The organism is Ruegeria sp. I3 (assembly GCF_056532525.1).
This window is the reverse complement of the sequence record NZ_JBQFNI010000001.1, coordinates 153,199-174,583: the sequence shown is the minus strand read 5'-3', so window position 1 is coordinate 174,583 and position 21,385 is coordinate 153,199. Positions and strand designations below refer to the sequence as shown.

21 protein-coding genes are annotated in these 21,385 nt (G+C 56.8%); 16 read left to right on the top strand and 5 right to left on the bottom strand.

Going from position 1 to position 21,385, the window contains the following annotated elements; all coding sequences use genetic code 11:
* The first annotated feature begins 56 nt into the window (after positions 1 to 56).
* The 7 genes from ACR0L9_RS00945 to ACR0L9_RS00915 are packed head-to-tail and all read left to right on the top strand — an operon-like array spanning position 57 to position 9,333.
* Positions 57 to 1,295 carry a hydroxymethylglutaryl-CoA reductase gene (locus ACR0L9_RS00945; RefSeq protein ID WP_480894393.1) on the top strand — a complete coding sequence of 413 codons (1,239 nt, stop codon included), beginning with the start codon at positions 57 to 59 and terminating at the stop codon, positions 1,293 to 1,295.
* Positions 1,292 to 2,203, top strand: coding sequence for a UbiA family prenyltransferase (locus ACR0L9_RS00940; protein WP_480894391.1), 912 nt, complete (start codon positions 1,292 to 1,294; stop codon positions 2,201 to 2,203). The genes ACR0L9_RS00945 and ACR0L9_RS00940 overlap by 4 nt, the downstream gene beginning before the upstream one ends.
* On the top strand, positions 2,200 to 4,656 hold the full coding sequence (locus ACR0L9_RS00935) for a PEP/pyruvate-binding domain-containing protein (RefSeq protein ID WP_480894389.1): 2,457 nt from the start codon (positions 2,200 to 2,202) through the stop codon (positions 4,654 to 4,656). The genes ACR0L9_RS00940 and ACR0L9_RS00935 overlap by 4 nt, the downstream gene beginning before the upstream one ends.
* Positions 4,649 to 5,749 carry a DUF3419 family protein gene (locus tag ACR0L9_RS00930; protein WP_170733690.1) on the top strand — a complete coding sequence of 367 codons (1,101 nt, stop codon included), beginning with the start codon at positions 4,649 to 4,651 and terminating at the stop codon, positions 5,747 to 5,749. The genes ACR0L9_RS00935 and ACR0L9_RS00930 overlap by 8 nt, the downstream gene beginning before the upstream one ends.
* Entirely contained in the window at positions 5,746 to 7,077 is a 1,332-nt protein-coding gene (locus ACR0L9_RS00925) for a hypothetical protein (RefSeq protein ID WP_480894387.1), read from the top strand. Before ACR0L9_RS00930 ends, ACR0L9_RS00925 begins: the two co-directional genes overlap by 4 nt.
* Positions 7,074 to 7,919 carry a hypothetical protein gene (locus ACR0L9_RS00920; protein WP_480894385.1) on the top strand — a complete coding sequence of 282 codons (846 nt, stop codon included), beginning with the start codon at positions 7,074 to 7,076 and terminating at the stop codon, positions 7,917 to 7,919. Before ACR0L9_RS00925 ends, ACR0L9_RS00920 begins: the two co-directional genes overlap by 4 nt.
* The gene (locus ACR0L9_RS00915) at positions 7,912 to 9,333 is read left to right on the top strand and encodes an AMP-binding protein (RefSeq protein ID WP_480894383.1); all 1,422 of its coding nucleotides are present in this window, start codon (positions 7,912 to 7,914) and stop codon (positions 9,331 to 9,333) included. Before ACR0L9_RS00920 ends, ACR0L9_RS00915 begins: the two co-directional genes overlap by 8 nt.
* Positions 9,334 to 9,598: 265 nt before the next feature.
* On the opposite strand, the gene urtE is transcribed toward ACR0L9_RS00915, so the two are convergent.
* The 5 genes from urtE to urtA form a co-directional block, all read right to left on the bottom strand.
* Entirely contained in the window at positions 9,599 to 10,294 is a 696-nt protein-coding gene (urtE, locus tag ACR0L9_RS00910) for an urea ABC transporter ATP-binding subunit UrtE (protein WP_480894381.1), read from the bottom strand.
* Positions 10,295 to 10,297: 3 nt separating this feature from the next.
* Positions 10,298 to 11,038: an urea ABC transporter ATP-binding protein UrtD gene (gene urtD / locus ACR0L9_RS00905; protein ID WP_170392779.1), complete on the bottom strand. Its 741-nt coding sequence runs from the start codon at positions 11,036 to 11,038 to the stop codon at positions 10,298 to 10,300.
* A complete protein-coding gene (urtC, locus tag ACR0L9_RS00900) occupies positions 11,035 to 12,264 on the bottom strand; it encodes an urea ABC transporter permease subunit UrtC (RefSeq protein WP_170424908.1) in 1,230 nt (409 codons plus the stop codon). The genes urtD and urtC overlap by 4 nt, the downstream gene beginning before the upstream one ends.
* 3 nt (positions 12,265 to 12,267) lie before the next feature.
* Positions 12,268 to 14,220 carry an urea ABC transporter permease subunit UrtB gene (gene urtB, locus ACR0L9_RS00895; protein ID WP_480894379.1) on the bottom strand — a complete coding sequence of 651 codons (1,953 nt, stop codon included), beginning with the start codon at positions 14,218 to 14,220 and terminating at the stop codon, positions 12,268 to 12,270.
* A 62-nt stretch (positions 14,221 to 14,282) separates the two neighbouring features.
* On the bottom strand, positions 14,283 to 15,563 hold the full coding sequence (gene urtA / locus ACR0L9_RS00890; RefSeq protein ID WP_480894377.1) for an urea ABC transporter substrate-binding protein: 1,281 nt from the start codon (positions 15,561 to 15,563) through the stop codon (positions 14,283 to 14,285).
* A gap of 443 nt (positions 15,564 to 16,006) precedes the next feature.
* On the opposite strand from urtA, the gene ACR0L9_RS00885 reads away from it, so the two are divergent.
* From ACR0L9_RS00885 to ureG, 9 genes are all read left to right on the top strand, one after another.
* On the top strand, positions 16,007 to 16,774 hold the full coding sequence (locus ACR0L9_RS00885; RefSeq protein ID WP_480894375.1) for an urease accessory protein UreD: 768 nt from the start codon (positions 16,007 to 16,009) through the stop codon (positions 16,772 to 16,774).
* Position 16,775: 1 nt separating this feature from the next.
* Positions 16,776 to 17,078: an urease subunit gamma gene (locus ACR0L9_RS00880; RefSeq protein WP_170392784.1), complete on the top strand. Its 303-nt coding sequence runs from the start codon at positions 16,776 to 16,778 to the stop codon at positions 17,076 to 17,078.
* A 14-nt stretch (positions 17,079 to 17,092) separates the two neighbouring features.
* Positions 17,093 to 17,254 carry a peptidase M23 gene (locus ACR0L9_RS00875; RefSeq protein ID WP_170392785.1) on the top strand — a complete coding sequence of 54 codons (162 nt, stop codon included), beginning with the start codon at positions 17,093 to 17,095 and terminating at the stop codon, positions 17,252 to 17,254.
* A complete protein-coding gene (locus tag ACR0L9_RS00870; RefSeq protein WP_155150183.1) occupies positions 17,251 to 17,556 on the top strand; it encodes an urease subunit beta in 306 nt (101 codons plus the stop codon). Before ACR0L9_RS00875 ends, ACR0L9_RS00870 begins: the two co-directional genes overlap by 4 nt.
* The gene (ureC, locus tag ACR0L9_RS00865; protein ID WP_480894373.1) at positions 17,556 to 19,265 is read left to right on the top strand and encodes an urease subunit alpha; all 1,710 of its coding nucleotides are present in this window, start codon (positions 17,556 to 17,558) and stop codon (positions 19,263 to 19,265) included. Before ACR0L9_RS00870 ends, ureC begins: the two co-directional genes overlap by 1 nt.
* 121 nt (positions 19,266 to 19,386) lie before the next feature.
* Positions 19,387 to 19,611, top strand: a complete 225-nt coding sequence (locus ACR0L9_RS00860; RefSeq protein ID WP_170392788.1) for a DUF1127 domain-containing protein — start codon at positions 19,387 to 19,389, stop codon at positions 19,609 to 19,611.
* A 28-nt stretch (positions 19,612 to 19,639) separates the two neighbouring features.
* Positions 19,640 to 20,092: an urease accessory protein UreE gene (ureE, locus tag ACR0L9_RS00855; RefSeq protein WP_170424891.1), complete on the top strand. Its 453-nt coding sequence runs from the start codon at positions 19,640 to 19,642 to the stop codon at positions 20,090 to 20,092.
* Positions 20,076 to 20,729: an urease accessory protein UreF gene (locus ACR0L9_RS00850; protein ID WP_480894371.1), complete on the top strand. Its 654-nt coding sequence runs from the start codon at positions 20,076 to 20,078 to the stop codon at positions 20,727 to 20,729. Before ureE ends, ACR0L9_RS00850 begins: the two co-directional genes overlap by 17 nt.
* Entirely contained in the window at positions 20,726 to 21,355 is a 630-nt protein-coding gene (ureG, locus tag ACR0L9_RS00845) for an urease accessory protein UreG (RefSeq protein ID WP_170392791.1), read from the top strand. The genes ACR0L9_RS00850 and ureG overlap by 4 nt, the downstream gene beginning before the upstream one ends.
* The last annotated feature ends 30 nt before the right edge of the window (positions 21,356 to 21,385 follow it).

Sequence of the window (21,385 nt, the reverse complement as noted above, 5' to 3'; positions counted from 1 at the left end):
TTGCACAGAAAATCTATTGGAGCGCGCTATTGGTAATTCCGTTTCATGTCCGGGAAATGCTTCAACGCATAAAAGCACGATTTGATGCTGACCAGATACCTCAGCAGATGGCGCCAAGCGATGCTGAGTTTTCAACCTTACGCCCATCTCGCAAGCCGACCAAGGAGATGGTCGCACGATTCTGGGAAAAGTTGAAACCAACGGCCAGCGACAAGGATCAGGCACAAATTGCAGATTCGGCGGCTATCGAAGATGCCGAAACCTATGGCGCCAATATCGAGAATTTCATCGGGACGGTTAAGCTTCCAGTCGGGGTTATTGGCCCCTTACGCCTGAACGGAATGAACGCCAACGGCGATTTTCATGTCCCCCTCGCAACAACCGAGGCAGCGATGGTCGCATCTTATGCCCGGGGCGCCTACGCCGCCACTCGGTCGGGCGGTATCAGTACCGCTGTTTTATACGAAGGCGTGCTGCGGACCCCGGCCTTTGTGTTCGATAGCCTGCTAAGAGCGGGGCAATTTGTGGATTGGGTGGTGACCAATGTTGACAGGCTCAAATCTGCGGCCGAAGCGACGACCCGTCATGGCAAGCTTGTATCGCTGGAGCCATTCATTGACACCAACGTCGTTTTCCTGATTTGCCGCTATACCACTGGTGATGCTGCAGGTCAGAACATGGTGACCATCGCCACCGACGCCCTTTGCCACGCAATCGCGGATAGCTGTCCTGTTGCGATTGAGAACTGGTATGTCGAAGGTAATTTCTCGGGCGACAAAAAGGCCTCGGCGCTGGGGTTGGTGACGGGGCGCGGGCGGAAAGTCAGCGCCTCGGTTACGCTTCCGGCTGAGATTGTCGAAAAGACACTGGGCACGACGGTCGAGGCGATGCTGGACTATGGCCGTGTCGCCAATCTGGGCGCACATTTGTCTGGCCAGTTTGGCGCACAGGCGCATTATGCCAACGGGCTGGCTGCGTTCTATATCGCAACCGGACAGGACGCGGCCTGCGTTGCCGAAAGTGCAATGGGCGTCACGCGTATGGAACCTAGGGGCGGCGATCTATTCTGCTCGGTTACGCTTCCGAATATCCTTGTCGGCTCGGTCGGCGGCGGAACCGGTTTGCCAAGCCAGGCAGCAGCGCTGAACATACTCGGTCTACGGGGCAGCGGGTGTGGCACGGCTTTGGCCGAAGTTGCTGCGGCCACGTGCTTATGCGGCGAAATCTCCATTGTCGCCGCGATTGCTGCCGGTCATTTCACCCGCGCCCATGAAAGTCTGGCCCGCCACAGATGAGCTTTCAGAACCGATTTTGGATTTACCAATCCGAGCGCTTTCCGCTTAAGAAAACCGTCCCCCTGCTGCTGGTGTTTTCCTCGGCCAGCATTTGTGTGTCTGCCCGTCTGGCAGACCGCCCCTTGCCCGAGTGGCCTGCCTTTGCCGCCGGTTTTCTGCTGGCCATGGCGCTGTTCTTCCAGATGCGGGTCTGTGACGAGTTCAAGGACGCCGAGGATGACCGACGTTACCGGCCCGACAGGCCGATCCCACGCGGATTGGTCTCACCAGGCGAAGTTTTGAGCTTGGGCTTACTGACCATTCCACTTGCACTTGCGGCTTCCTGGTTCTGGCACCCGTCGGTTTTGTGGCTGTTGGGTGCGGTTTGGATCTGGCTCGTGGCGATGACAGTTGAATTCGGTGTCCCGGCTTGGCTGAAGGCCCGGCCGGTTCTGTACCTGCTAAGCCACATGGCAATCATGCCCTTGATCGATCTATTGCTGACCGGTCTCGAGTGGCTGCCAGCAGGTGGGGCAGCGCCCTCGCTCTGGCTGTTCCTGGCACTGTCCTTTGTGAATGGATGCGTCCTTGAGATCGGGCGGAAATTGTGGGCGCCCGAAAACGAGATTGAAGGGGTCGACACCTATTCCTCCAAATGGGGTCCGCGTATGGCGGGACGTATCTGGATCGGCTGCGTTCTGTTATCCTACGCGCTTCTCGCCGGCACAGGAAGCGCCACCGGAGTTGGCTGGCCAAGCGCCCTGATCGGCGCACTAGCGCTGGTTCCCTGCGGGGTTGCTGTATTCCGCTACAGTCAGACACCCACTGAGAAAGCACAGAACAGGATGGACACTGTTTCCGGTCTGTGGGTATTTTTCTGCTATGCCACGGCTGGTTTCCTACCCTACCTGATCGGAGCCGTAGCATGACTTTCATCGTCGACCAAATGGATGCCAATGACATCTCTGTGGTTGGAGGCAAAGCGGCAGCCCTGTCGCATCTGACACAGCACGGGTTTTCCCCGCCCGCATTCTTTGTCATCACAAATGACGCGTTTCGTATGGGGCAATCGGGCCCGATCGCGCAAAAAGGCCTGCGACTGGCTGTGTCCACCGCGCTTGAAACACTCGGGTCCGGGCCTTACGCGGTACGCAGTTCTGGCCAGTCCGAAGATGGCGTGGACCACAGCCATGCAGGACAGTTCGCAACGGTCCTGAATGTTCCCGGCAAGAGTGTGATCGCGGCGGCCAAGCAGGTTTGGCAATCCGGTTTCTCATCAACGGTCGAAACCTACCGCGCGGTCAAATCCGGTGGCGAGGCCGAGGCCCCCGCAATCATCGTGCAACGCATGATCGATGCCAAAGCGGCCGGTGTCGCCTTTTCCGCCGATCCGGTCAATGGCCGGCGCGATGTGGTCGTGATCTCAGCGATTGACGGGCTTGCAGAGCAGCTTGTGTCGGGGGAAGCGGACGGAGAAGACTGGGTCATCGATGCAGATGGCGTACCGGAAAGCGCTCCTGACGCCCCTGCACATTTGACCGTCACGGAGGCGCGATCCATCGCAGCCCTCGCCCGAAAGGCCGAGGTGCTATTCGGTTCTCCTCAGGACATCGAATGGGCCATTGATGCGCAAGGGCTGCATATTCTGCAGGCCCGCCCGATCACCACGGCCCTGCGCCCTGCCCCGCTCGAAGATCAGACGCTTACCATTTTCGACAATTCCAATATCGTCGAAAGCTATCCGGGCATCGTCAGTCCGCTGACTTATTCCTTTGCCCTGCACGTGTATTCTCAGGTATATCGAGCTTTCGTTAGGCTGCTGGGCGTGTCCCGGTACACGGTCGCGCTGAACCCCACTGTGTTTGACAATTTGCTGGGGCGGGTGGACGGGCGCGCCTATTACAATCTGATCAACTGGTATCGCGCGCTGGCACTGTTGCCCGGGTTTTCACTGAACCGCGACTATATGGAAACGATGATGGGCGTTTCTGAACCGATGCCGCGTGAGGTCACGGATGCTCTTGCCCCACCCCCCACCACCGGCTGGCGCAAGGTCGTGGAGTACGCGAAACTGGCCAAGGTTGAGGGCGGCCTGATCTGGCAGGCCATCCGCCTACCGCAGACCCGGCGTGATTTTTACCGCAGGCTGAACGACATATTACAGACGGGGCTGAACGTGGATGCCTCTAACGCGACCCAACTGGCTGCGGAATACCGGCGCATTGAAAGCACTCTGCTGGATCGGTGGGATGCCCCGCTGATCAACGATTTCCTGTGCATGATTGCCTTTGGCGGCTCGCGCAACCTGCTGCAAAAGTGGCTGGGCGAGGCCGGGTTGAGCCTGCACAACGACCTCATGATCGGGCAAGGTGATATCGTTTCGGCGGAACCCGCGCAACGCATCGCCCGGATGGGAGAGTTGGTTCGGCAGGCAGGGCTTGCCGCTCCTTTGAAGGCCAATGCACATCTGTCGGTTTTGTCAGGACACCGGCAAATCGAAGCCGAGGTTGATGCGTATCTTGAGAAGTTCGGCGACCGGTGTACGGAAGAGCTCAAGCTGGAAAGCGTTCCATTACGCGATGACCCGACCAGTCTGTTGCTGGCCATTGCAGCCAGCGCTGAACGTCCACCTGCCGGGCGTCAGGACGGCGATGAACCGGACTGGAAGGCTCTGTTTCCGTCAAACCCACTCAAAAGGTACTTCGCCAAATGGATTTTAGGCTGGACCAAGGCGCGGGTGCGCGACCGTGAAAACCTGCGCTTTGAACGCACGCGCATATTTGGTTATGCGCGGCGCGTGTTTCTGGGCATCGGCCGCGAATTCGCTGCGCGTGACCTGCTTTCATCGCCAAAGGATGTATTCTTCCTGACAACACATGAAGTCCTCGGAGCAGTCGAAGGTTATAGCCTGTCACCTGATCTGAAAGGCATCGTTGCGCAGCGCAAACTGGAAGACGAAGCCTCGTCCCGACGCCCAGATCCGCCGGAACGCATCGAAATCCGTGGCCCCGCCATCGCCCCGGTTTGGTCCGAGAACGCAGAAGCGGAGGCGGACACTGCACGGATGAAGCACGGCACAGGTTGTTCTGCAGGTCAGATCAAGGCGCGCGCGCGCGTGATCCGCGACCCGCGCACCGAGGCCTTAAACCCCGGAGATATACTCGTGGCGCGCCACACCGATCCGGGCTGGATCGCCGTATTCTCGAACGCATCCGCCATCGTCGTCGAACGGGGGTCTCTGTTGTCACATTCTGCGATTGTCGCACGCGAACTGGGTATCCCCTGCGTGGTTGGCTTGAAAGGCGCAACCAACTGGATCGAAGATGGTGAGATGATCCGGGTCGACGGGGCAAGCGGCGCGGTGGAGCGGTGCGATGGATAGCAGTGAGATTGAGAAAAAGGCGGATTTCGACCATATCCGCTATGCCCAACTGTGGGAAGACGCGGATGTTCTCACCTCCGCCCTGGGTGATTGTGCGGGCAAGACATTGGTCTCCATCTGCTCTGCCGGGGATAATGCGCTGGCAATGCTGACACTCGATCCCGCGCGCATTGTCGTTCTGGATCTTTCACCGGCCCAGATCGCCTGCCTTAAGCTCAGGATCGCGGCCTATAAAATGCTGACCCATCCCGAATTCATTGAACTCACCGGCTCGCGGCGAAGTACCCGACGGGGCGCATTGCTGAACCAGGTTTTGGAAGCCACAGATGCCGAAACGCGCGCTTTCTGGCGGACTCTGATCACGGATGTCGAAAAACACGGCATCGGTGGCGTCGGCAAGTTCGAGCGCTATTTTCGCATCTTTCGAACTTGGCTACTGCCTCTTGTGCATTCACGCCGAACCATCGACGCAGTGTTTGTTCCCCGCTCGCCCGAAGAGCGACTGACATTCTTCGACACGCGGTTCAACACGGTGCGATGGCGTCTTTTGCTGAACATCTTCTTCTCTCGCCTCGTCATGGGTCGCATGGGCCGGGACAGTGCGTTTTTCGACCATGTAGAGGGTAGCCCGGCCCAACATGTCTCCCGCCGCATCCGTCATGCGGGAGTCACCACCGATCCCTCGCAAAATCCCTATCTGCACTGGATTCTCAAAGGCGATCATGGCGACGCGCTGCCAATGGCGTGGCGTCCCGAGCATTATGAGACAATCCGATCCCGGTTGGATCGTCTCGACATCCGCCTTGGATCGCTTGAGGCTTTTGTGTCGACCGACGAAAAAGCCAGAGGATTCAACCTGTCCGACATCTTCGAGTACATGTCGCCCGAGACCTTCCATCAGGTTTACGGGTCGATCCTGACCGCTGCGGAGCCAAATGCCCGACTAGTCTATTGGAACATGATGGCACCCCGGAGGGTTCCGCCGGAATTCAGAAACAAGGTTGAAACCCTGACCGACATCGAAACACAGCAGAAGGCCCGCGACATGGCATTCTTCTATTCGGATTTCGTCGTCGAAGAGTTTCAACCGTGACTGTTATTGGGCAGATTCTGCTGGCGGCGGGGTCGGTGCTGGCTCTGGTCGGCGTAATGATGGTCATACGCAATCTGGCCAATACAGCGGGCCTGAAACCCGAAGTGCAGCGCAAGCTTATGCATGTCAGCACCGGCCTCTTTGCGTTGCTGCTGCCCTGGTTGTTTCCCGATCGCTGGCCGGTTTACATGCTGATTGCGGCCACAATCCTGGTGATGCTGGTGCTGCGCCTGCCTCGTTTTTCGTCGGGTCTGGGTGCAACTTTGCATGGTGTGGATCGTACGTCCTACGGCGACTTTCTGCTCGCCCTGTCAGTTGGGCTATGCTTTCTGCTAGCCGGGGAAAACACGCTGTTCTACATCCTGCCAATCGCCGTTCTAACACTGGCGGATGCAGCCGCTGCGCTTGCCGGGACTACGTATGGAACCAAACGCTACGTGGTAGAAGATGGCGACAAGAGCTTAGAAGGGTCCGTGGTGTTTTTTGTCGTAACGCTATTGGTTGCGATCATCTGCTTCTTGTTCTTATCGAAACTCCCGCCATCTAACATCATGATGTTGTGCCTTATGGTTGCGGCTTTTGGCACATTGGTCGAAGCACAAAGCTGGCGCGGGTTTGACAACCTTTTCCTGCCGCTTGGCTTGTTGATTTTCCTAAACGGCCACTATTTCAGCTCTTTGGCAGAGCTCGCCCTGTTGGCCGCCATGTTCTTTGCCGCCCTTGCCGGTTTTGGCGTGGTGGGAACCAAACTGGGCCTGACCAAACATGCGACCCGTGTGTATGTTGTCGCGGTTTTTTTGCTGCTGGCCGCCGCAAAACTGCAGAACACAGTACTGCCGATCATGGTTCTTGCCGCACATGGCTGGGCGCGTACCGCTTCTCCTTGTGACAGTAAGTACCCCGATCTGGATATCATAGCCGCCTTGGGGCTTTTAGGATTTGGTTGGCTTGCGGTGGGAAATGCAACGGGATGGGATGCGGTTTCCTTTTTTGGGCTCAGTGCGATGGGGTTGGCTATGGGGCTCACTGCTGTGGCGCTGCGTCCTATTCCTATTTTGATACCGCTTGCTGCGGCTGTCCTTTATTTCATTCGGGCTTGGGCTGTTTCCATGAATTCTGAACAGTCGAACTGGGCCGAACCACTTACGATTCTGGCCCTGTTGTCGCTATTTTGTACAGTCGCAGTGCCGCTGCTCCGACCACATTGGTTCGAAAAAGACCGAGTGCTCAGGTTGACACTGTTGGCCCTCACCCTGCCCTTGATTTACTACGTTTGGATCGTTGCTGGATCGCTTGGTGCAGGGTACTTTACCGGAGTCGTTTCATGACCAAAGAGACAATCAAAACAGCGGATGCAAAGCTGACCGTTTATCTGAACGGTCCGATCTGGGACGGCGCGCGTGCCGCGACCTTCGGCGATTTTTCCTGCAAAACGCCCGAAGCCGGTGCCGAAATCCTGCGCAAAGGGATCGAGAGGGTGCAAGACGCAGGCCTGGATCGCATCATCGGGCCGATGTCAGGCGATACCTGGCACAGTTACCGGTTCGTCTCGGATAGCGACGGGTCCGCTCCGTTCCTGATGGAGCCCACCAACAAACCGCATGAGCTTGAGGTGTTCCGAACCGCAGGATTCACCGAGATCAGCCGCTATTTCTCGGCTCGGGTGTCGCTGCAAGCCGCAACCGGGTCAGCACCACCGGAAAGCGACGGGTTCGTGCTGGAAGAGTGGGACGGAACAGACCCCGAGGCGCTGTTTCGTCAGGTCTTCGACCTGTCAACCCGCGCATTTTCCGGCAACGCGTTCTACAAACCGATATCCGAGGCAGATTTTCTGGCCATGTATATGCCAGTTGTGCCGATGATGAAGCGCGATCTGATCCTTTTTGCGCGCCGCCATGACGGGACATTGGCCGGGTTTCTGTTTGGCATTCCCAATTATGCCGAAGGCCCCAATCCGGCATCCGCAATCCTCAAGACCTATGCAAGTCTCGAACCGGGCGCCGGACGGCATCTGGCTCACCGGTTTCACAAGGCGGCGCTCAGGATGGGGTACGAAACCGCCATTCATGCGCTGATCCATGATGACAACACCTCCGCCGAGCGCAGTGCAGCGGAAGGCGCGACAATATTCCGGCGCTATACTTTGCTTGGACGGAAGCTGAATGGCTGACCTGCTGTCCCAATTCGCCACGGCGGTTAAACGGGTTCCCGACCGGACAGCCATAGTGGACGGCAAGGGCCGCGAGATCACCTTTCAAACCCTGCGCACGCGCGTTCAGCACTTGGCAGGTCGGTGGCAGGACAAGGGTATCCGGTCAGGTGATCGTGTGCTTTTGGCCATGCCAGTCAACGCGGACCTATATGCAAGTCTGGCTGCGCTTTGGACCCTTGGCGCAACCGTTGTCTTACCAGAGCCAGCCTTGGGGCTGGCCGGTCTGCGCCACGCCGCCCGAACAACGAAGCCAAAAGCGTTCTGTGCAGCGGGTGCGTATTCTTTGCTGAAGTTTCTGGTTCCGGATCTCTGGGCCCTGCCCCTGCTGACGCCTGGTGAAAGCCGCAGCAACCCGGTGGCGCAAAAGGTACAACCGGACGATATCGCCCTTATTTCCTTTACCTCTGGTACAACTGGCCAGCCCAAAGCCATTCCGCGCTCGCACGCGTTTTTGATGGCGCAGCACGATGCGATCGCACCCCTCCTCGACAGCCGCAAGGCCGAGCGCGATCTGGTGGCCTTTCCGGTTTTCACCCTGATCAATCTGGCGGCCGGGCGCACGAGTGTTCTACCCAACTGGAGGTTCAGCAAGCTGGACCGCCTGTCGACTGTGCAGTTGGAAAGTTGGCTTCAAACGCAACAGATCACCCGGGCCCTCATCCCACCATCGCTATGTGAAAAACTGATTCAATCCGACGATACCGGTCCGTTGCACACGGTGTTCACCGGCGGCGGTCCGGTGTTTCCGAATCTTGTCGAGGCGTTGAGAACCCGGCACAGTCTGTCGGTTGTGTGCGTCTATGGGTCGACCGAGGCTGAACCGATTGCCCATCTCGACGCCGCGGATATCACTGTGAAGGATCACCACGACATGGCTGTTGGAAGGGGTCTTCTTGTGGGATACCCAGTGCCCGAAATCACGCTCCGCATCCGCGACAATGAAATTCAGGTCGCCGGCGCGCATGTGAATGACGGGTATTTGAACCCGACCCACTCAAAGAACAACAAAATCAAGGAAGGTGACGTCATTTGGCACCGGACCGGTGACGCTGGCGCGCTGGATGATGACGGGCGTTTATGGTTATGGGGGCGCGTCGGGTCCGAAATTGAAGTCTTTTCAGGTACGCTCTTCCCCTTTGCTATCGAAGTCGCGGCACAGCGATGGCCAGGTGTAGATCGATGCGCGCTCGTCAATACCAAAGCAGGCCCCACACTTTGCGTCCAAGGTTCCGCGGATCACATCGACGATTGGAGTGAATCTGCGCTTGGTTTTGGCGTTCCAAATGTGATTTCGATTAAGAACATCCCTATGGACAAGCGTCATGCCTCCAAAGTCGATCGTACGAAACTTGCACGCATCATAGAAACCTGACGCAATATGGCTCGTAGGCCACTGAGCCTGCACGCCACTACCCAAATTGCGATACAAATTGGGAGAAAGGCCAAGCATAACCTCAGTACGATATGAAGTCCTTCACTTGATCAAAACTATTCTCCGCTCAAGGCAGGGGTCAGAGAACGACGGTATCTCAAAAGGAAAAACTGTTAGTACTTAACATGTTCGTAGGGTCAAACTATATCCCGAACTAAATCTGGATTTCATCCTTCAATTCCGAAACCAATTTCAAGTATCAGCACTAGACTGTTACAGCCTGCAGCAACTCACCGCGTGTCACGTCTTCCCTGGTGCCGTTGCTTATGACTTCTCCTCGTCGCAACGCAATAAATCTGTCGGCAAGTTCATAGGCGAAGTCAAAGTATTGCTCCACTAGAATGATTGCCATTCCGCTCGTGGTTCTGAGGTGTCGGATGACTTCGCCTATCTGTTGGATGATGTTGGGCTGAATACCTTCGGTCGGCTCGTCCAACAGAAGCAGGCGTGGTCGTGTTATCAATGCCCGTGCGATCGCCAGCTGTTGCTGCTGACCGCCAGAAAGGTCACCTCCGCGACGGTTTTGCATCTGTTTGAGGACCGGGAACATATCAAATATATCACCTGGAATGAAATGTTCGCTGGCAGGCAGACAGGCGTACCCCGTTTCAAGGTTTTCGCGAACTGTGAGCAAAGGAAATATCTCACGACCTTGTGGGACATAGGCCACACCTTTCCACGCCATTTGATGAGCAGGCAGGACGCCCAGAATTTCCCCGTCCAGTTCCAGACTGCCGCCCGATCGCGGATGCGTACCTGATATTGCTTTCATCAGGCTGGTTTTCCCGACACCATTGGTCCCCATCACGCAAGTCACTTCACCTTGTCTGGCTTCCATGGAAATCCCGTTGAGGATTTGCGAATGCCCATAATGCAAAGTCAGTTCTGTTAGCTTCAGCATTGTTTAGCGCCCTAGATATACGTCGATGACGTCCTGGTTAGATGTCACGTGATCAAGACTGCCTTCAGCCAAGGCGGACCCTTCGTGTAGAACCGTGACTTTGCAATTCAGGCGTCGGACAAATTCCATATCGTGTTCCACCACAACAACGGCACGGGTTCTGGCGGCTTGTACTAGCAAGTCGGTGGTGTGTTCGCGCTCCTGCGGTGTCATGCCGGCGGCGGGTTCGTCCACGAGCAAAAGTCGTGGCTCCTGAGCCAGCAGCATGCCAATTTCCAGCCACTGCTTTTGACCGTGGCTCAGTTCACCAGCTTTGCGGCTTAGATTCTGATACAGGCCGATTTCGACAGCCAGATCTTCAACTTTCTGCAAATCGTCAGTGGAGGTTCGATAGAAAAGCACGTGAAGCCAGCCACGTTTGTTCTGAAGCGCCATCAGCAAGTTTTCCTGCACGGTCTGGTCTTCGAAAACCGTGGGTTTCTGAAACTTCCTTCCGATCCCAGCCTGCGCGATCTTTGCCTCGGACAGCCCCAACAAAGATACCGATTTCTCCCCCCAGATGACACGTCCTTCATCGGGCCGGGTTTTACCTGTAATGATGTCCATGAACGTGGTCTTGCCTGCCCCGTTTGGGCCGATCACGGCGCGAAGCTCGGCCTCGCCGATCTGAAACGACAAGTTGTTGATAGCTCGGAAACCATCGAAAGTGACCGAAACGCCGCTAACCTCAAGCAAAGTGCTCATTCGATGGCCTCCTTCTCGCGCAGAGCGCCGTCATCCGGTCCCAGATTTGCCCCATGCCTGTCCGGGTGGCGGCTGTCGGTCCACAAGTCGAACAATCCTCCGATGCCCTGCGGGGCGAACAGCGTAACCAACACAAAAGTTATGCCCAATAGCACCTGCCACCAGTCGACCCATTTGATCGTGTAAAATCCAAGCGGAATATCCGGGGCCTGCCCGCCCGTGAACCACGTGCTCAGAAGACTGACAAAAGCTGCACCAATTACCGCACCATACAATCGGCCTCGTCCACCGATGGCGACCCAGACGGCCAAATAGATCGAGGCGATAGGGGCCATTTCCTCGGGATTGATGATGCCTGCTTGCGGGTAATAAAGCGCGCCGGCAATGGCCGCGATACAAGCAGTCAGGGTGAAGACGGCCAGCTTGAATACCTCGACTGAATAGCCAAGGAAGCGCACCCGTGCCTCGTTATCGCGAATGCCGCGGATGACCGAGCCGAACTTGCCTGACACGATCCAGGCTGCCAGCATATAGCCCAGACCCAAGGCCAGCGCCGAGGCCCAGAGGAACCAGATCGACACCACGTCCTGCGAGGCGGTGACACCTGGCAGGTTCTGCAGGCCGGACAAGCCGTTGTTCCCACGCAGCCCGCTGTCGTTCTGAAACAGATACAGGGCCAGTGCCAACGTCATCGCCTGTGTCAGGATCGATAGGTACACACCGGTGACACGGCTCCGGAAAGCCAACCATCCGAAGACCAGCGCCAACAGACCCGGGACCAGCACAACCAGGATCAGTTGCAGGGTCAGGCTGTGGGAGAACGCCCAGATCAACGGAAACTCCGACGATCCGACAACGCCAAAGACTTGTGTTCCAATCGCGTCCACCACTTCGGACGACGTCGGTGGAATTTCGGCCTGTGCCAGCGAGTCGACCACGATCAGGCGGGTGCGTTCGTACATCAGCCACATGCCGATCATGTAGCCCCCCAGCCCGAAGAAGGCGAAGTGACCCAGTGACAGGATGCCGGTGAAGCCCCAGACCAGATCCATCGCCACTGCGATCAGGCAAAGGCACAGGGTTTTGCCCAGCGTTTTGACGAAACTGGTCGAGATTACACCGATCCCGAATCCCTCGGACAGGATGGTTACGCTCAGAGTGAACAGGGACAGGATGGCAAGAAAGACCAGCACGGATGGGTTCTTGGCGATAAAGCTGCGTTCCATGGCTCAATCCCCCGCCGCGCGACCCTTGAGGGCGATAATGCCCCGCGGCCGAAACTGGATGAAAATGATGATGAAGATGATCATGTAGGTTTGGGCCGCGAGGGTGTTCGACGGGTTCATCCACTCGATCCCCTTCTGCAAGAAGCCGATCATGCCCGCACCTGCAAGCGCGCCCCAGATGTTACCAACACCACCCACAACCACTGTCATGAAACTTTGCACGATATAGTCGCTGCCCAGATCGGACGTGACCTTGGCGAATAGGCCAATCGCGACCCCGGCGATGCCGGCAATGCCGGAGCCAAGCCCAAAGGTCAGCATATTCACTCGCCCGGGATTAATCCCCATTGACGCCGCCATGCGCGAGTTCTGCGTTACTGCACGCATCTCAAGCCCTAGCCTCGTCCGTTTGATGATGTAGAGGAAAAGTCCCAGAAAAATAAGCGCCAGAACGAAGATCGCAATGCGGATGTAGCTGATTGAAACCACGTCATTCAGCATCCACGAACCATCCAACCAATCGGGAGCAGTCAGCGGGCGCGCCTGCGTGCCAAAGATATTCTTGGCCAGCTGCTGTAGGGCAATTGAGATGCCGAACGTCGCCAGCAACGTCTCCAATGGGCGAGCGTAAAGCCAGCGGATCACCAACCGCTCCATAGCGACGCCCATCGCGAAGGTGACGGCAAAAGCCATTGGAATAGCAACCATGATCGAAAGCGTATGATCAGGGATAATCTGCTGCACCACGTAGCCGGTATAAGCACCCATCATGATGAACTCGCCATGGGCCATGTTGATCACGCCCATCACGCCGAAGGTGATGGCCAGACCGATGGCGGCGAGGAAATAGATCGACGCCAGTGAGATCGCGTCCAGCGTCAGGTCGAGTGTTTGGTTCAGGCCGACCTTCAGTTCGATCTGTTGCAGGGCTTTCTCTGCTGCTTCAGTGACCTCGGCAGATGGCTCACTGTAGGTTTCGAAGAATACATGCGTGTTAACTGCAGCGTTGACATCCGCGTTCGTGACCAAGGCTGGCACAGTCCCCGCCTCTGCCAGAGAGGTATACGCACGCGCGCGCATTGCATCTGAATTCAGCTGTGCGACGGGAGTACCACCTACACGACCACCTTCTATATTGGCCGCCAGTGCCGATCTGATATCTTCCGCCGAAACACGCGGTGCGGCCAGGTTTCCTGCAACGAGCAAGTCATATGCTTCGTCAGACGTTAAGGCGTCTGACCCCGCTTCAAGAATAACGGCGACGTTCAGGTCCTGGGGCAATTCGGTAGCGGCTTGGCGGGCAGTGACGACCAACGGGTTCAGAGCCGCACGAACGTCTACGCCCAGATCGCCGGACATTTCTTTGATCGCCGCCACGCGCGCTGCGGTATCTTCGTCAAAACCAATCGTCAGCAACCGTTCCAACCGCTGCTTTTGCGCCTTCAACTCTGCTTCGGGTTCATCCCCTATCGAAGCGCGAAGTGGCTCCAAGAGTGTACTTTCGGGATCACGTTGGATGGATTGCAATGCGGCCAGACGTTTTGCGCGATCCGGATCGGTCAGTTGGAACCGGACCAGAGCGGTCCCGATCATCGCGCGGATACCGCTGTTGGGCTTCAGCTGCCTAAGCTCGGATTTCTCAAATGTACCGACGACTTCTCCGGTATCGAAGTCGGTCAATTCATACGACCGCCCCTCTCCTTTCTGGCCAGAAAAGAACAGACCGTCCGACTTGCGCATCCACATGTTCTTGGCTGCCCATGTCTCAAGCATCACTTGCGCCTGAGGCAAGCCGCTTGACGCAATCGCATCAATCGCCGGTTTGATCGTCTTGCGCGAGCTTTTGGCGATGATCTCCTGATGCTCTTGCAGGATCGGTTGTAGACCGACCTCTTGAGCGTTGGCAGTCAGGCAGGCGCACAGGATTGCGAGGCCCGCAAGGAAAAGTCGTACCATGTGGTGAAACCCGAATGTCTTTTGTGGCAAGGCGGGCAAACAAACCCGCCTTGCGTGGTCTGTTAGTAGTTCGACAGAGTCTGAACGCAGATCTTGGTCTCGGTGTTGTACATACCGCAACCCAGCTCTTTCCAATCCGAGACGAGCACAGCCGACTCCGGCAGGAAGTCGGTCCAGGCGTCACCCGGCACGACATCAGTCTCACTGATGATATCGAACTGGCCGTCTTCCTGAATCTCGCCGATCAGAACCGGTTTCGCGAGGTGATGGTTCGGCAGCATCACAGCGGTGCCTCCGGTCAGGTTCGGGAATTCCTGCCCATACATCGCGGCGCGCACGGCATCGACCTCGGTCGAACCGGCCTCGGTCGCGGCGTTTACCCACATGTTGAAGCCGATGTAATGCGCCTCCATCGGGTCATTGGTCACACGTTCATCACCCATGGTGGCTTTCCAGGTGTCCACAAATTCCGCGTTGGCCTCAGTATCCGCCGACTGGAAGTAGTTCCAAGCGGCGAGGTGACCGACGAGGTTGGTGGTGTCCAAACCGGACAGTTCTTCCTCACCGACCGAGAAGGCCACGACCGGAATGTCATCTGCCGAAACACCAGCCGCTGCCAGTTCCTTGTAAAAACCAATATTGGCGTCACCATTGATGGTCGAGATCACACCGACTTTTTTACCATCCGCGCCCAGCGCGACCACGTCCGCCACGATCTTGGACCAGTCGGAATGGCCGAAAGGCGTGTAATTGACGAAGATATCTGCTTCCGCGATACCTTTTTGCTTCAGATAGCTTTCCAAGATATTGTTGGTGGTCCTGGGGTAGACATAGTCTGTGCCGAGCAGAGCGAATTTCTCGACCCCCAGTTCCTCCAGGAAATAGTCCGTGGCGGGGATGGCCTGTTGGTTCGGAGCGGCACCGGTATAAAAGACGTTTTTAGAGCTTTCTTCGCCCTCATACTGGACCGGATAGAACAGAAGACCGTTTAGTTCCTCGATCACTGGCAGAACCGACTTGCGGCTCACCGAAGTCCAATTGCCAAAGATTACATCCACCTCGTGGACGGTTAGCAGCTCACGCGCTTTTTCGGCAAACAGAGGCCAGTCAGAAGCCGGGTCGACCACGACAGCTTCAAGCTGTTTACCCAACAGACCGCCCTTGGCGTTTTGCTGGTCAATCAGCATCAGCATGGTGTCTTTCAACGTCGTTTCCGAGATCGCCATCGTACCGGAAAGCGAATGCAGCACTCCAACCTTGATCGTGTCTTCGGTCGACAAGGCGGCAGTGGCCATGACAGCAAATACTGCCGATCCGGCGAGTGTGGATTTGAGCGATTTCATGTGATCCTCCTGGCGGGGCCGGGAGAGAGGGCTTGCACAAAGGCACACTCTTCTTCTACCTGATCCCCGCAACTGTTGTTGCGTTCCGTGTGGCGGTTGTGTTCGAGGTCCAATTCGCGCAGCCGTCACACACCCCCGGGTCATCTCCGCGGTGGCACCCATACGGTTTCTGCATCGCAGCAAGCTTGGCAACTTACCTTTAACCCAATTCGGAAAATCGGCGCGATCCGCCTATTTTTTCATCCAAGACCGAGGTCGCTGTCTAAAATTTAGCCGCGCGATGTCGAATTAAGCAGATTTCGACTCTGTAGATTAGTGTTCCGCCCCTTCAACAGAGAAACAAGTGGCACCAATCAAAGCTCCAAAGGTGCCCTATTACCCACGTTGCAGCCATATTGCCCACGCACAGTGCTATTCCACCGCGCGCTGCAGGTGCCGTCAGTTTGAGTACCAAGCAATTGGGTGACAGGACGGTGCTGAACAAGTTTCGCCAGTCCGGGTCTTATAAATGTCTGTTCCCCAGAACCAACACACCTGATCTTGACGCGGTTCTTCTTAACACGGCAGGCGGCGTAACCGGAGGCGACTCATTTCGACTTTCCGGTAAGGCAGCAAAAGGAACGGCGCTGACTTTGACAACACAAGCCTGCGAGCGCGCCTACAAGGCCAAGCCGCAAGAACGTGGCCAGATTACCAGTCATCTGACTGTTGAGACTGAAGCCCGGCTGAACTGGTTGCCGCAAGAGACTATTCTGTTCAATGGCAGCGCTCTGGAGCGACGCCTGAAAATCGAGATAGCGCCAGATGCCGAGATGCTGATGGTAGAGCCGCTGGTCTTCGGCCGTATTGCGATGGGCGAGACGCTGACCGATATCCGTCTAAACGATCGGATCGAGATACGGTACCAAGGAAAAAAGGTGTTCCTTGACGCGATCCAGTTCTCGGGTGATTGGCACAAACATCTGTCCAAACCGCATATTGCAAACGGCGCGGGTGCGATGGCGTTGATCGTCTTCGTATCGGAGTCAGCCGAAGGTCATCTGAATGCCATTCGTCAGATGCTGCCCGACACCGCAGGTGCGACTATGATCCGCAATGACCTGTTGGTTGCTCGTGTTCTTGCCGAAAATAGCTTTGCCCTCCGTCGCACATTGATGCCGATCTTGCGTCGGTTGAACAAAGACACGCTACCTCGATGCTGGATGCTTTGACATGAACCTGACCCCTCGTGAAAAAGACAAACTGTTGGTCGCCATGGCGGCCGAAGTCGCCCGCAAACGGCTGGACCGCGGCGTCAAGCTGAACCACCCCGAGGCGATCGCCCTGATCACGGACGCCGTGGTCGAAGGTGCACGCGATGGGCGTTCAGTTGCTGACATGATGCAAGCCGGGGCCGAGGTGATCACCCGAGAGCAATGCATGGAAGGTGTGCCCGAAATGATCCACGAAGTTCAGGTCGAAGCCACCTTTCCAGATGGCACCAAGCTGGTGACCGTCCACAACCCCATTCGCTGAAAAAGGAAACCAAAATGACCCGCATGCTTTTCCCCGCCCTGATCTTCGCTGGCCCCGCAGCAGCCCACAACGGAACGCATATCCACGCGCACGGCACCGATTATGCGGCGATGGGCGTTGGGCTGGCGGTTGTTGCGCTGGCTGCTGTCGCGCTAATCACAAAGCTGAACAAATGATCCCCGGGGAGCTATTCCCAGCTGATGGTGAAATCACCCTGAACCCCGACACTGATGCGATCACTTTGATGGTTGCCAATACCGGCGACCGCCCGGTTCAGGTCGGCTCACACTACCATTTCGCCGAAACCAACCCCGCGCTCGACTTCGACCGCGCTGCTGCGCATGGCCTGCGTCTGGACATTGCGCCAGGCACCGCTGTGCGGTTCGAACCGGGGCAGGCCCGCGAAGTTTCGCTGATCCCGATCAGTGGTGCGCGCAGGGTCTACGGCTTCAATCAAAAGGTCATGGGGGCACTCTGATGCCAGCAAAAATCAAGCGCTCAGACTACGCCGCGATGTTCGGTCCCACCACCGGGGATAAGCTGCGGCTGGCCGACACCGATCTTGTGATCGAGGTCGAACGTGATCTGACCAGCTATGGCGAAGAGGTCAAGTTTGGTGGCGGAAAGGTAATCCGCGACGGGATGGGGCAATCTCAGACCACGCGCGCCGAAGGCGCTGTGGATACGGTCATCACCAATGCTCTGATCGTTGATCACTCGGGCATCTACAAGGCCGACGTTGGCCTGAAAGACGGGCGGATCGCCAAGATCGGCAAGGCGGGAAACCCCGATACACAACCCGGTGTCGACATCATCATAGGACCCGGAACCGAGGCCATTGCTGGCGAGGGTCGTATCCTGACGGCAGGTGGGTTCGACAGTCATATCCACTTTATCTGCCCGCAACAGATTGAAGACGCACTACATTCCGGCCTGACCACCATGCTGGGCGGTGGCACAGGTCCTGCGCATGGGACATTGGCCACCACTTGCACCCCCGGTCCATGGCATATCGGGCGGATGTTGCAAGCGGCGGATGCTTTCCCGATGAATCTGGCCTTTGCGGGTAAGGGCAACGCTTCGCTGCCTGCCGCGCTCGAAGAACAGGTCAAAGCCGGAGCCTGTGCCCTGAAACTGCACGAGGACTGGGGAACCACCCCGGCCGCCATTGATTGCTGCCTGTCGGTGGCCGACGCGATGGACGTGCAGGTGATGATTCACACTGACACGCTCAATGAATCAGGCTTTGTTGAAAACACCGTGGCGGCCATGAAGGGTCGCACTATTCACGCTTTCCACACCGAAGGCGCAGGCGGAGGCCATGCTCCGGATATCATCAAGATCTGCGGCGAGAACCACGTTCTGCCGTCCTCGACCAATCCCACGCGGCCCTTCACCGTGAACACGGTTGAGGAACATTTGGATATGCTGATGGTCTGCCACCACCTCGACAAATCCATCCCCGAGGACGTGGCCTTTGCCGAAAGCCGCATCCGGCGTGAAACAATCGCAGCCGAGGACATACTGCACGACATGGGCGCATTTAGCATCATCGCGTCTGACAGTCAGGCCATGGGTCGGGTCGGAGAGGTTTTGATCCGCACGTGGCAAACCGCTGACAAGATGAAGAAACAGCGCGGGCGCCTGCCCGAAGAAACCGGTGAGAACGACAACCTTCGCGTCCGTCGCTATATCGCCAAATATACGATCAACCCTGCTATTGCCCATGGGCTCAGCCACGAGATCGGGAGCATCGAGGAAGGCAAACGCGCTGACCTCGTCCTTTGGAACCCGGCCTTTTTCGGCGTGAAGCCCGAGATGGTTCTGCTAGGCGGCACCATAGCCTGCGCGCAAATGGGCGATCCCAACGCGTCGATCCCTACACCGCAGCCGGTTTATAGTCGCCCAATGTTTGGCGCTTACGGACGGTCGGTGGAAAACTCGGCGATCACATTTGTCTCGCAGGCGGCCCATGCAGATGGGATCGGTGATACACTGGGATTGGCAAAGCAAACCGTCGCCGTCCAAAACACACGAGAAATTGGCAAGCAGGAACTTCTGTTGAACAACGCGACACCGCATGTCGAGGTCGACCCGGAAACCTACGAGGTGCGTGCGGATGGCGAATTGCTGACTTGCCAACCCGCCGAAACGCTGCCGATGGCGCAACGATATTTTTTATTCTGATCAAAAAATGTGCTGCGTTGCGGCGCGTGCAAGGCAGCAATGACCAAATACGCACTTCTAAGTGAGGCCAATATGACAGATATAAAAACCCATGGGAGGACCAACTTTTACGAGGGTCCAAATGGCACACTCAGCAACACATACAAACACGCGCTTTTCGCTGGCCGGTTTAATCGTATCCATCGGGTCGTCAATTTACTCGGCCCTGATCAGCGTAGCCGAAGCTCAATCTCGCGTCCGGCAAGTCGAATTCCTGCAATCGCTCAGCGACGAAGAGCTGAAAAACCGCGGTCTGACGCGCGAACGGATCGTGCACCGAGTGTTCTCGGACTCAATCTGGCTCTGACTATTCCCGCTGCAGAGGAGGTGATGGTATGACCGCCCTGCTCTGCACTGCGCGCCAGTATTCGGATCACACGCATGGCGATCCGGCAGACTGTCTCTCGTTGACCTACGACGACCGTTTTTTGCGGCGTAAGGTTCTTACCTGCGAAAGCGGCGAACAGATTCTCATCGATCTCGCGCAAACGACCTCACTGAACCACGGTGGCGCGTTGGTTTTGGACGACGGTCGCGAGGTGGAAATACAGGCAGCACCGGAAGTGTTGCTGGAGGTAAAAGCACCGGACCTGACACGTATCGCCTGGCATATCGGCAATCGGCACACGCCTTGTCAGATTGAAAAGACTCGCCTGTTGATCCAAGTCGATCACGTCATCCGTGATATGCTTCTTAAAATCGGAGCAAAAGTGCGAGAGGTGAATGAACCATTCACCCCCGAAGGCGGGGCCTATGGCCACGGCAGGACCCATGGCCACACCCACTGACGCCGACATCCTGACGCTGACACAATGGTTGTCCCCTGCCTATCCTGTTGGGGGGTTTGCCTACTCTCACGGGCTTGAAGCTGCGATTGACGGGGGAACTGTCGCGAATTCTCGGGATACTGAAGCCTGGATTTCAGATGTGCTGGAACATGGCTCTGGGTGGAATGATGCCGTGTTCGTTGTGGCGGCCTTCAACGCGCATGACAAAGAAGAACTGATCGACGTCGATATCGCGGCGCGCGCCTTTTGTGCGACATCCGAACGGCTCATGGAAACCGAATTGCTGGGACAGGCCTTCGGAAATGTCACCAAAGGTGTCTGGGAATTGGACCTTGGGCAATTCACCTACCCCGTCTCAATTGGACGGGCTGCAAGACTTCAAAACCTTCCCTTGCTGCTGACGACCAAGATGTTTCTGCAAGCATTCGCAAGCAACCTTGTCGCCTGTGCGACGCGCCTTGTACCACTGGGACAGACCGATGCGCAGCGGTTGATCCGCCAGCTGACACCGTTGTGCGCCCAGATTGCTGAAAGGGCAAAAAAGGCGAGCTTGGACGAGTTAAGCTCTACCGCGTTCTTGGGGGACATTGCGGCCATGAAGCACGAAACACAATATTCGAGGATTTTCCGCACATGACCAGTATGAACGGCCCGCTTCGCGTAGGTATTGGAGGCCCAGTAGGAGCCGGAAAAACCACTTTGACCGCCGCCTTGTCTGAAGCGCTGCGCGATGTCTGTTCGGTGGGAGTTATTACTAACGACATATATACGCAGGAAGATGCCGAAGCGCTGATGCGCATGCAGGTCCTGCCGCGGGACAGGATCATCGGCGTCGAAACTGGCGGTTGCCCGCATACAGCAATTCGCGAAGACGCCTCGATCAATTTGGCCGCCGTCGCCGAGATGCAGACACGTCATCCGGATCTCGATATTGTTTTGATTGAAAGCGGAGGCGACAATCTATCAGCCACATTCAGCCCGGAACTGGCGGATCTGACCATCTACGTGATTGATGTCGCTGCAGGCGAAGAAATACCCAGGAAAGGCGGGCCGGCGATTACGAAATCAGACATCCTTGTAATCAACAAGACCGACCTTGCACCGCATGTTGGCGCTTCGCTTCAGGTTATGGAACGTGATGCGAAAATGATGCGTAAAGGAAGGCCCTTCTTGTTTTCGTCACTTCGTCACAGAAGCGGGGTCGACGCAATTGTGGATCTGCTGGTGAAAGGCGGAGGTTTAAGAATTTCGGAAGCGAATTAGTCCCAGAGACGAAGAGGCTAAGATAGCTCG

Bases quoted from the DNA above. Each gene is read 5' to 3' on its own strand.
- ACR0L9_RS00945 (WP_480894393.1), top strand. From the start codon at position 57: ATGCTTCAACGCATAAAAGCACGATTTGATGCTGACCAGATACCTCAG.
- ACR0L9_RS00940 (WP_480894391.1), top strand. From the start codon at position 1,292: ATGAGCTTTCAGAACCGATTTTGGATTTACCAATCCGAGCGCTTTCCG.
- ACR0L9_RS00935 (WP_480894389.1), top strand. From the start codon at position 2,200: ATGACTTTCATCGTCGACCAAATGGATGCCAATGACATCTCTGTGGTT.
- ACR0L9_RS00930 (WP_170733690.1), top strand. From the start codon at position 4,649: ATGGATAGCAGTGAGATTGAGAAAAAGGCGGATTTCGACCATATCCGC.
- ACR0L9_RS00920 (WP_480894385.1), top strand. From the start codon at position 7,074: ATGACCAAAGAGACAATCAAAACAGCGGATGCAAAGCTGACCGTTTAT.
- ACR0L9_RS00915 (WP_480894383.1), top strand. From the start codon at position 7,912: ATGGCTGACCTGCTGTCCCAATTCGCCACGGCGGTTAAACGGGTTCCC.
- urtE (WP_480894381.1), bottom strand. From the start codon at position 10,294: ATGCTGAAGCTAACAGAACTGACTTTGCATTATGGGCATTCGCAAATC.
- urtD (WP_170392779.1), bottom strand. From the start codon at position 11,038: ATGAGCACTTTGCTTGAGGTTAGCGGCGTTTCGGTCACTTTCGATGGT.
- urtC (WP_170424908.1), bottom strand. From the start codon at position 12,264: ATGGAACGCAGCTTTATCGCCAAGAACCCATCCGTGCTGGTCTTTCTT.
- urtB (WP_480894379.1), bottom strand. From the start codon at position 14,220: ATGGTACGACTTTTCCTTGCGGGCCTCGCAATCCTGTGCGCCTGCCTG.
- urtA (WP_480894377.1), bottom strand. From the start codon at position 15,563: ATGAAATCGCTCAAATCCACACTCGCCGGATCGGCAGTATTTGCTGTC.
- ACR0L9_RS00880 (WP_170392784.1), top strand. From the start codon at position 16,776: ATGAACCTGACCCCTCGTGAAAAAGACAAACTGTTGGTCGCCATGGCG.
- ACR0L9_RS00875 (WP_170392785.1), top strand. From the start codon at position 17,093: ATGACCCGCATGCTTTTCCCCGCCCTGATCTTCGCTGGCCCCGCAGCA.
- ACR0L9_RS00870 (WP_155150183.1), top strand. From the start codon at position 17,251: ATGATCCCCGGGGAGCTATTCCCAGCTGATGGTGAAATCACCCTGAAC.
- ureC (WP_480894373.1), top strand. From the start codon at position 17,556: ATGCCAGCAAAAATCAAGCGCTCAGACTACGCCGCGATGTTCGGTCCC.
- ACR0L9_RS00860 (WP_170392788.1), top strand. From the start codon at position 19,387: ATGGCACACTCAGCAACACATACAAACACGCGCTTTTCGCTGGCCGGT.
- ureE (WP_170424891.1), top strand. From the start codon at position 19,640: ATGACCGCCCTGCTCTGCACTGCGCGCCAGTATTCGGATCACACGCAT.
- ACR0L9_RS00850 (WP_480894371.1), top strand. From the start codon at position 20,076: ATGGCCACACCCACTGACGCCGACATCCTGACGCTGACACAATGGTTG.
- ureG (WP_170392791.1), top strand. From the start codon at position 20,726: ATGACCAGTATGAACGGCCCGCTTCGCGTAGGTATTGGAGGCCCAGTA.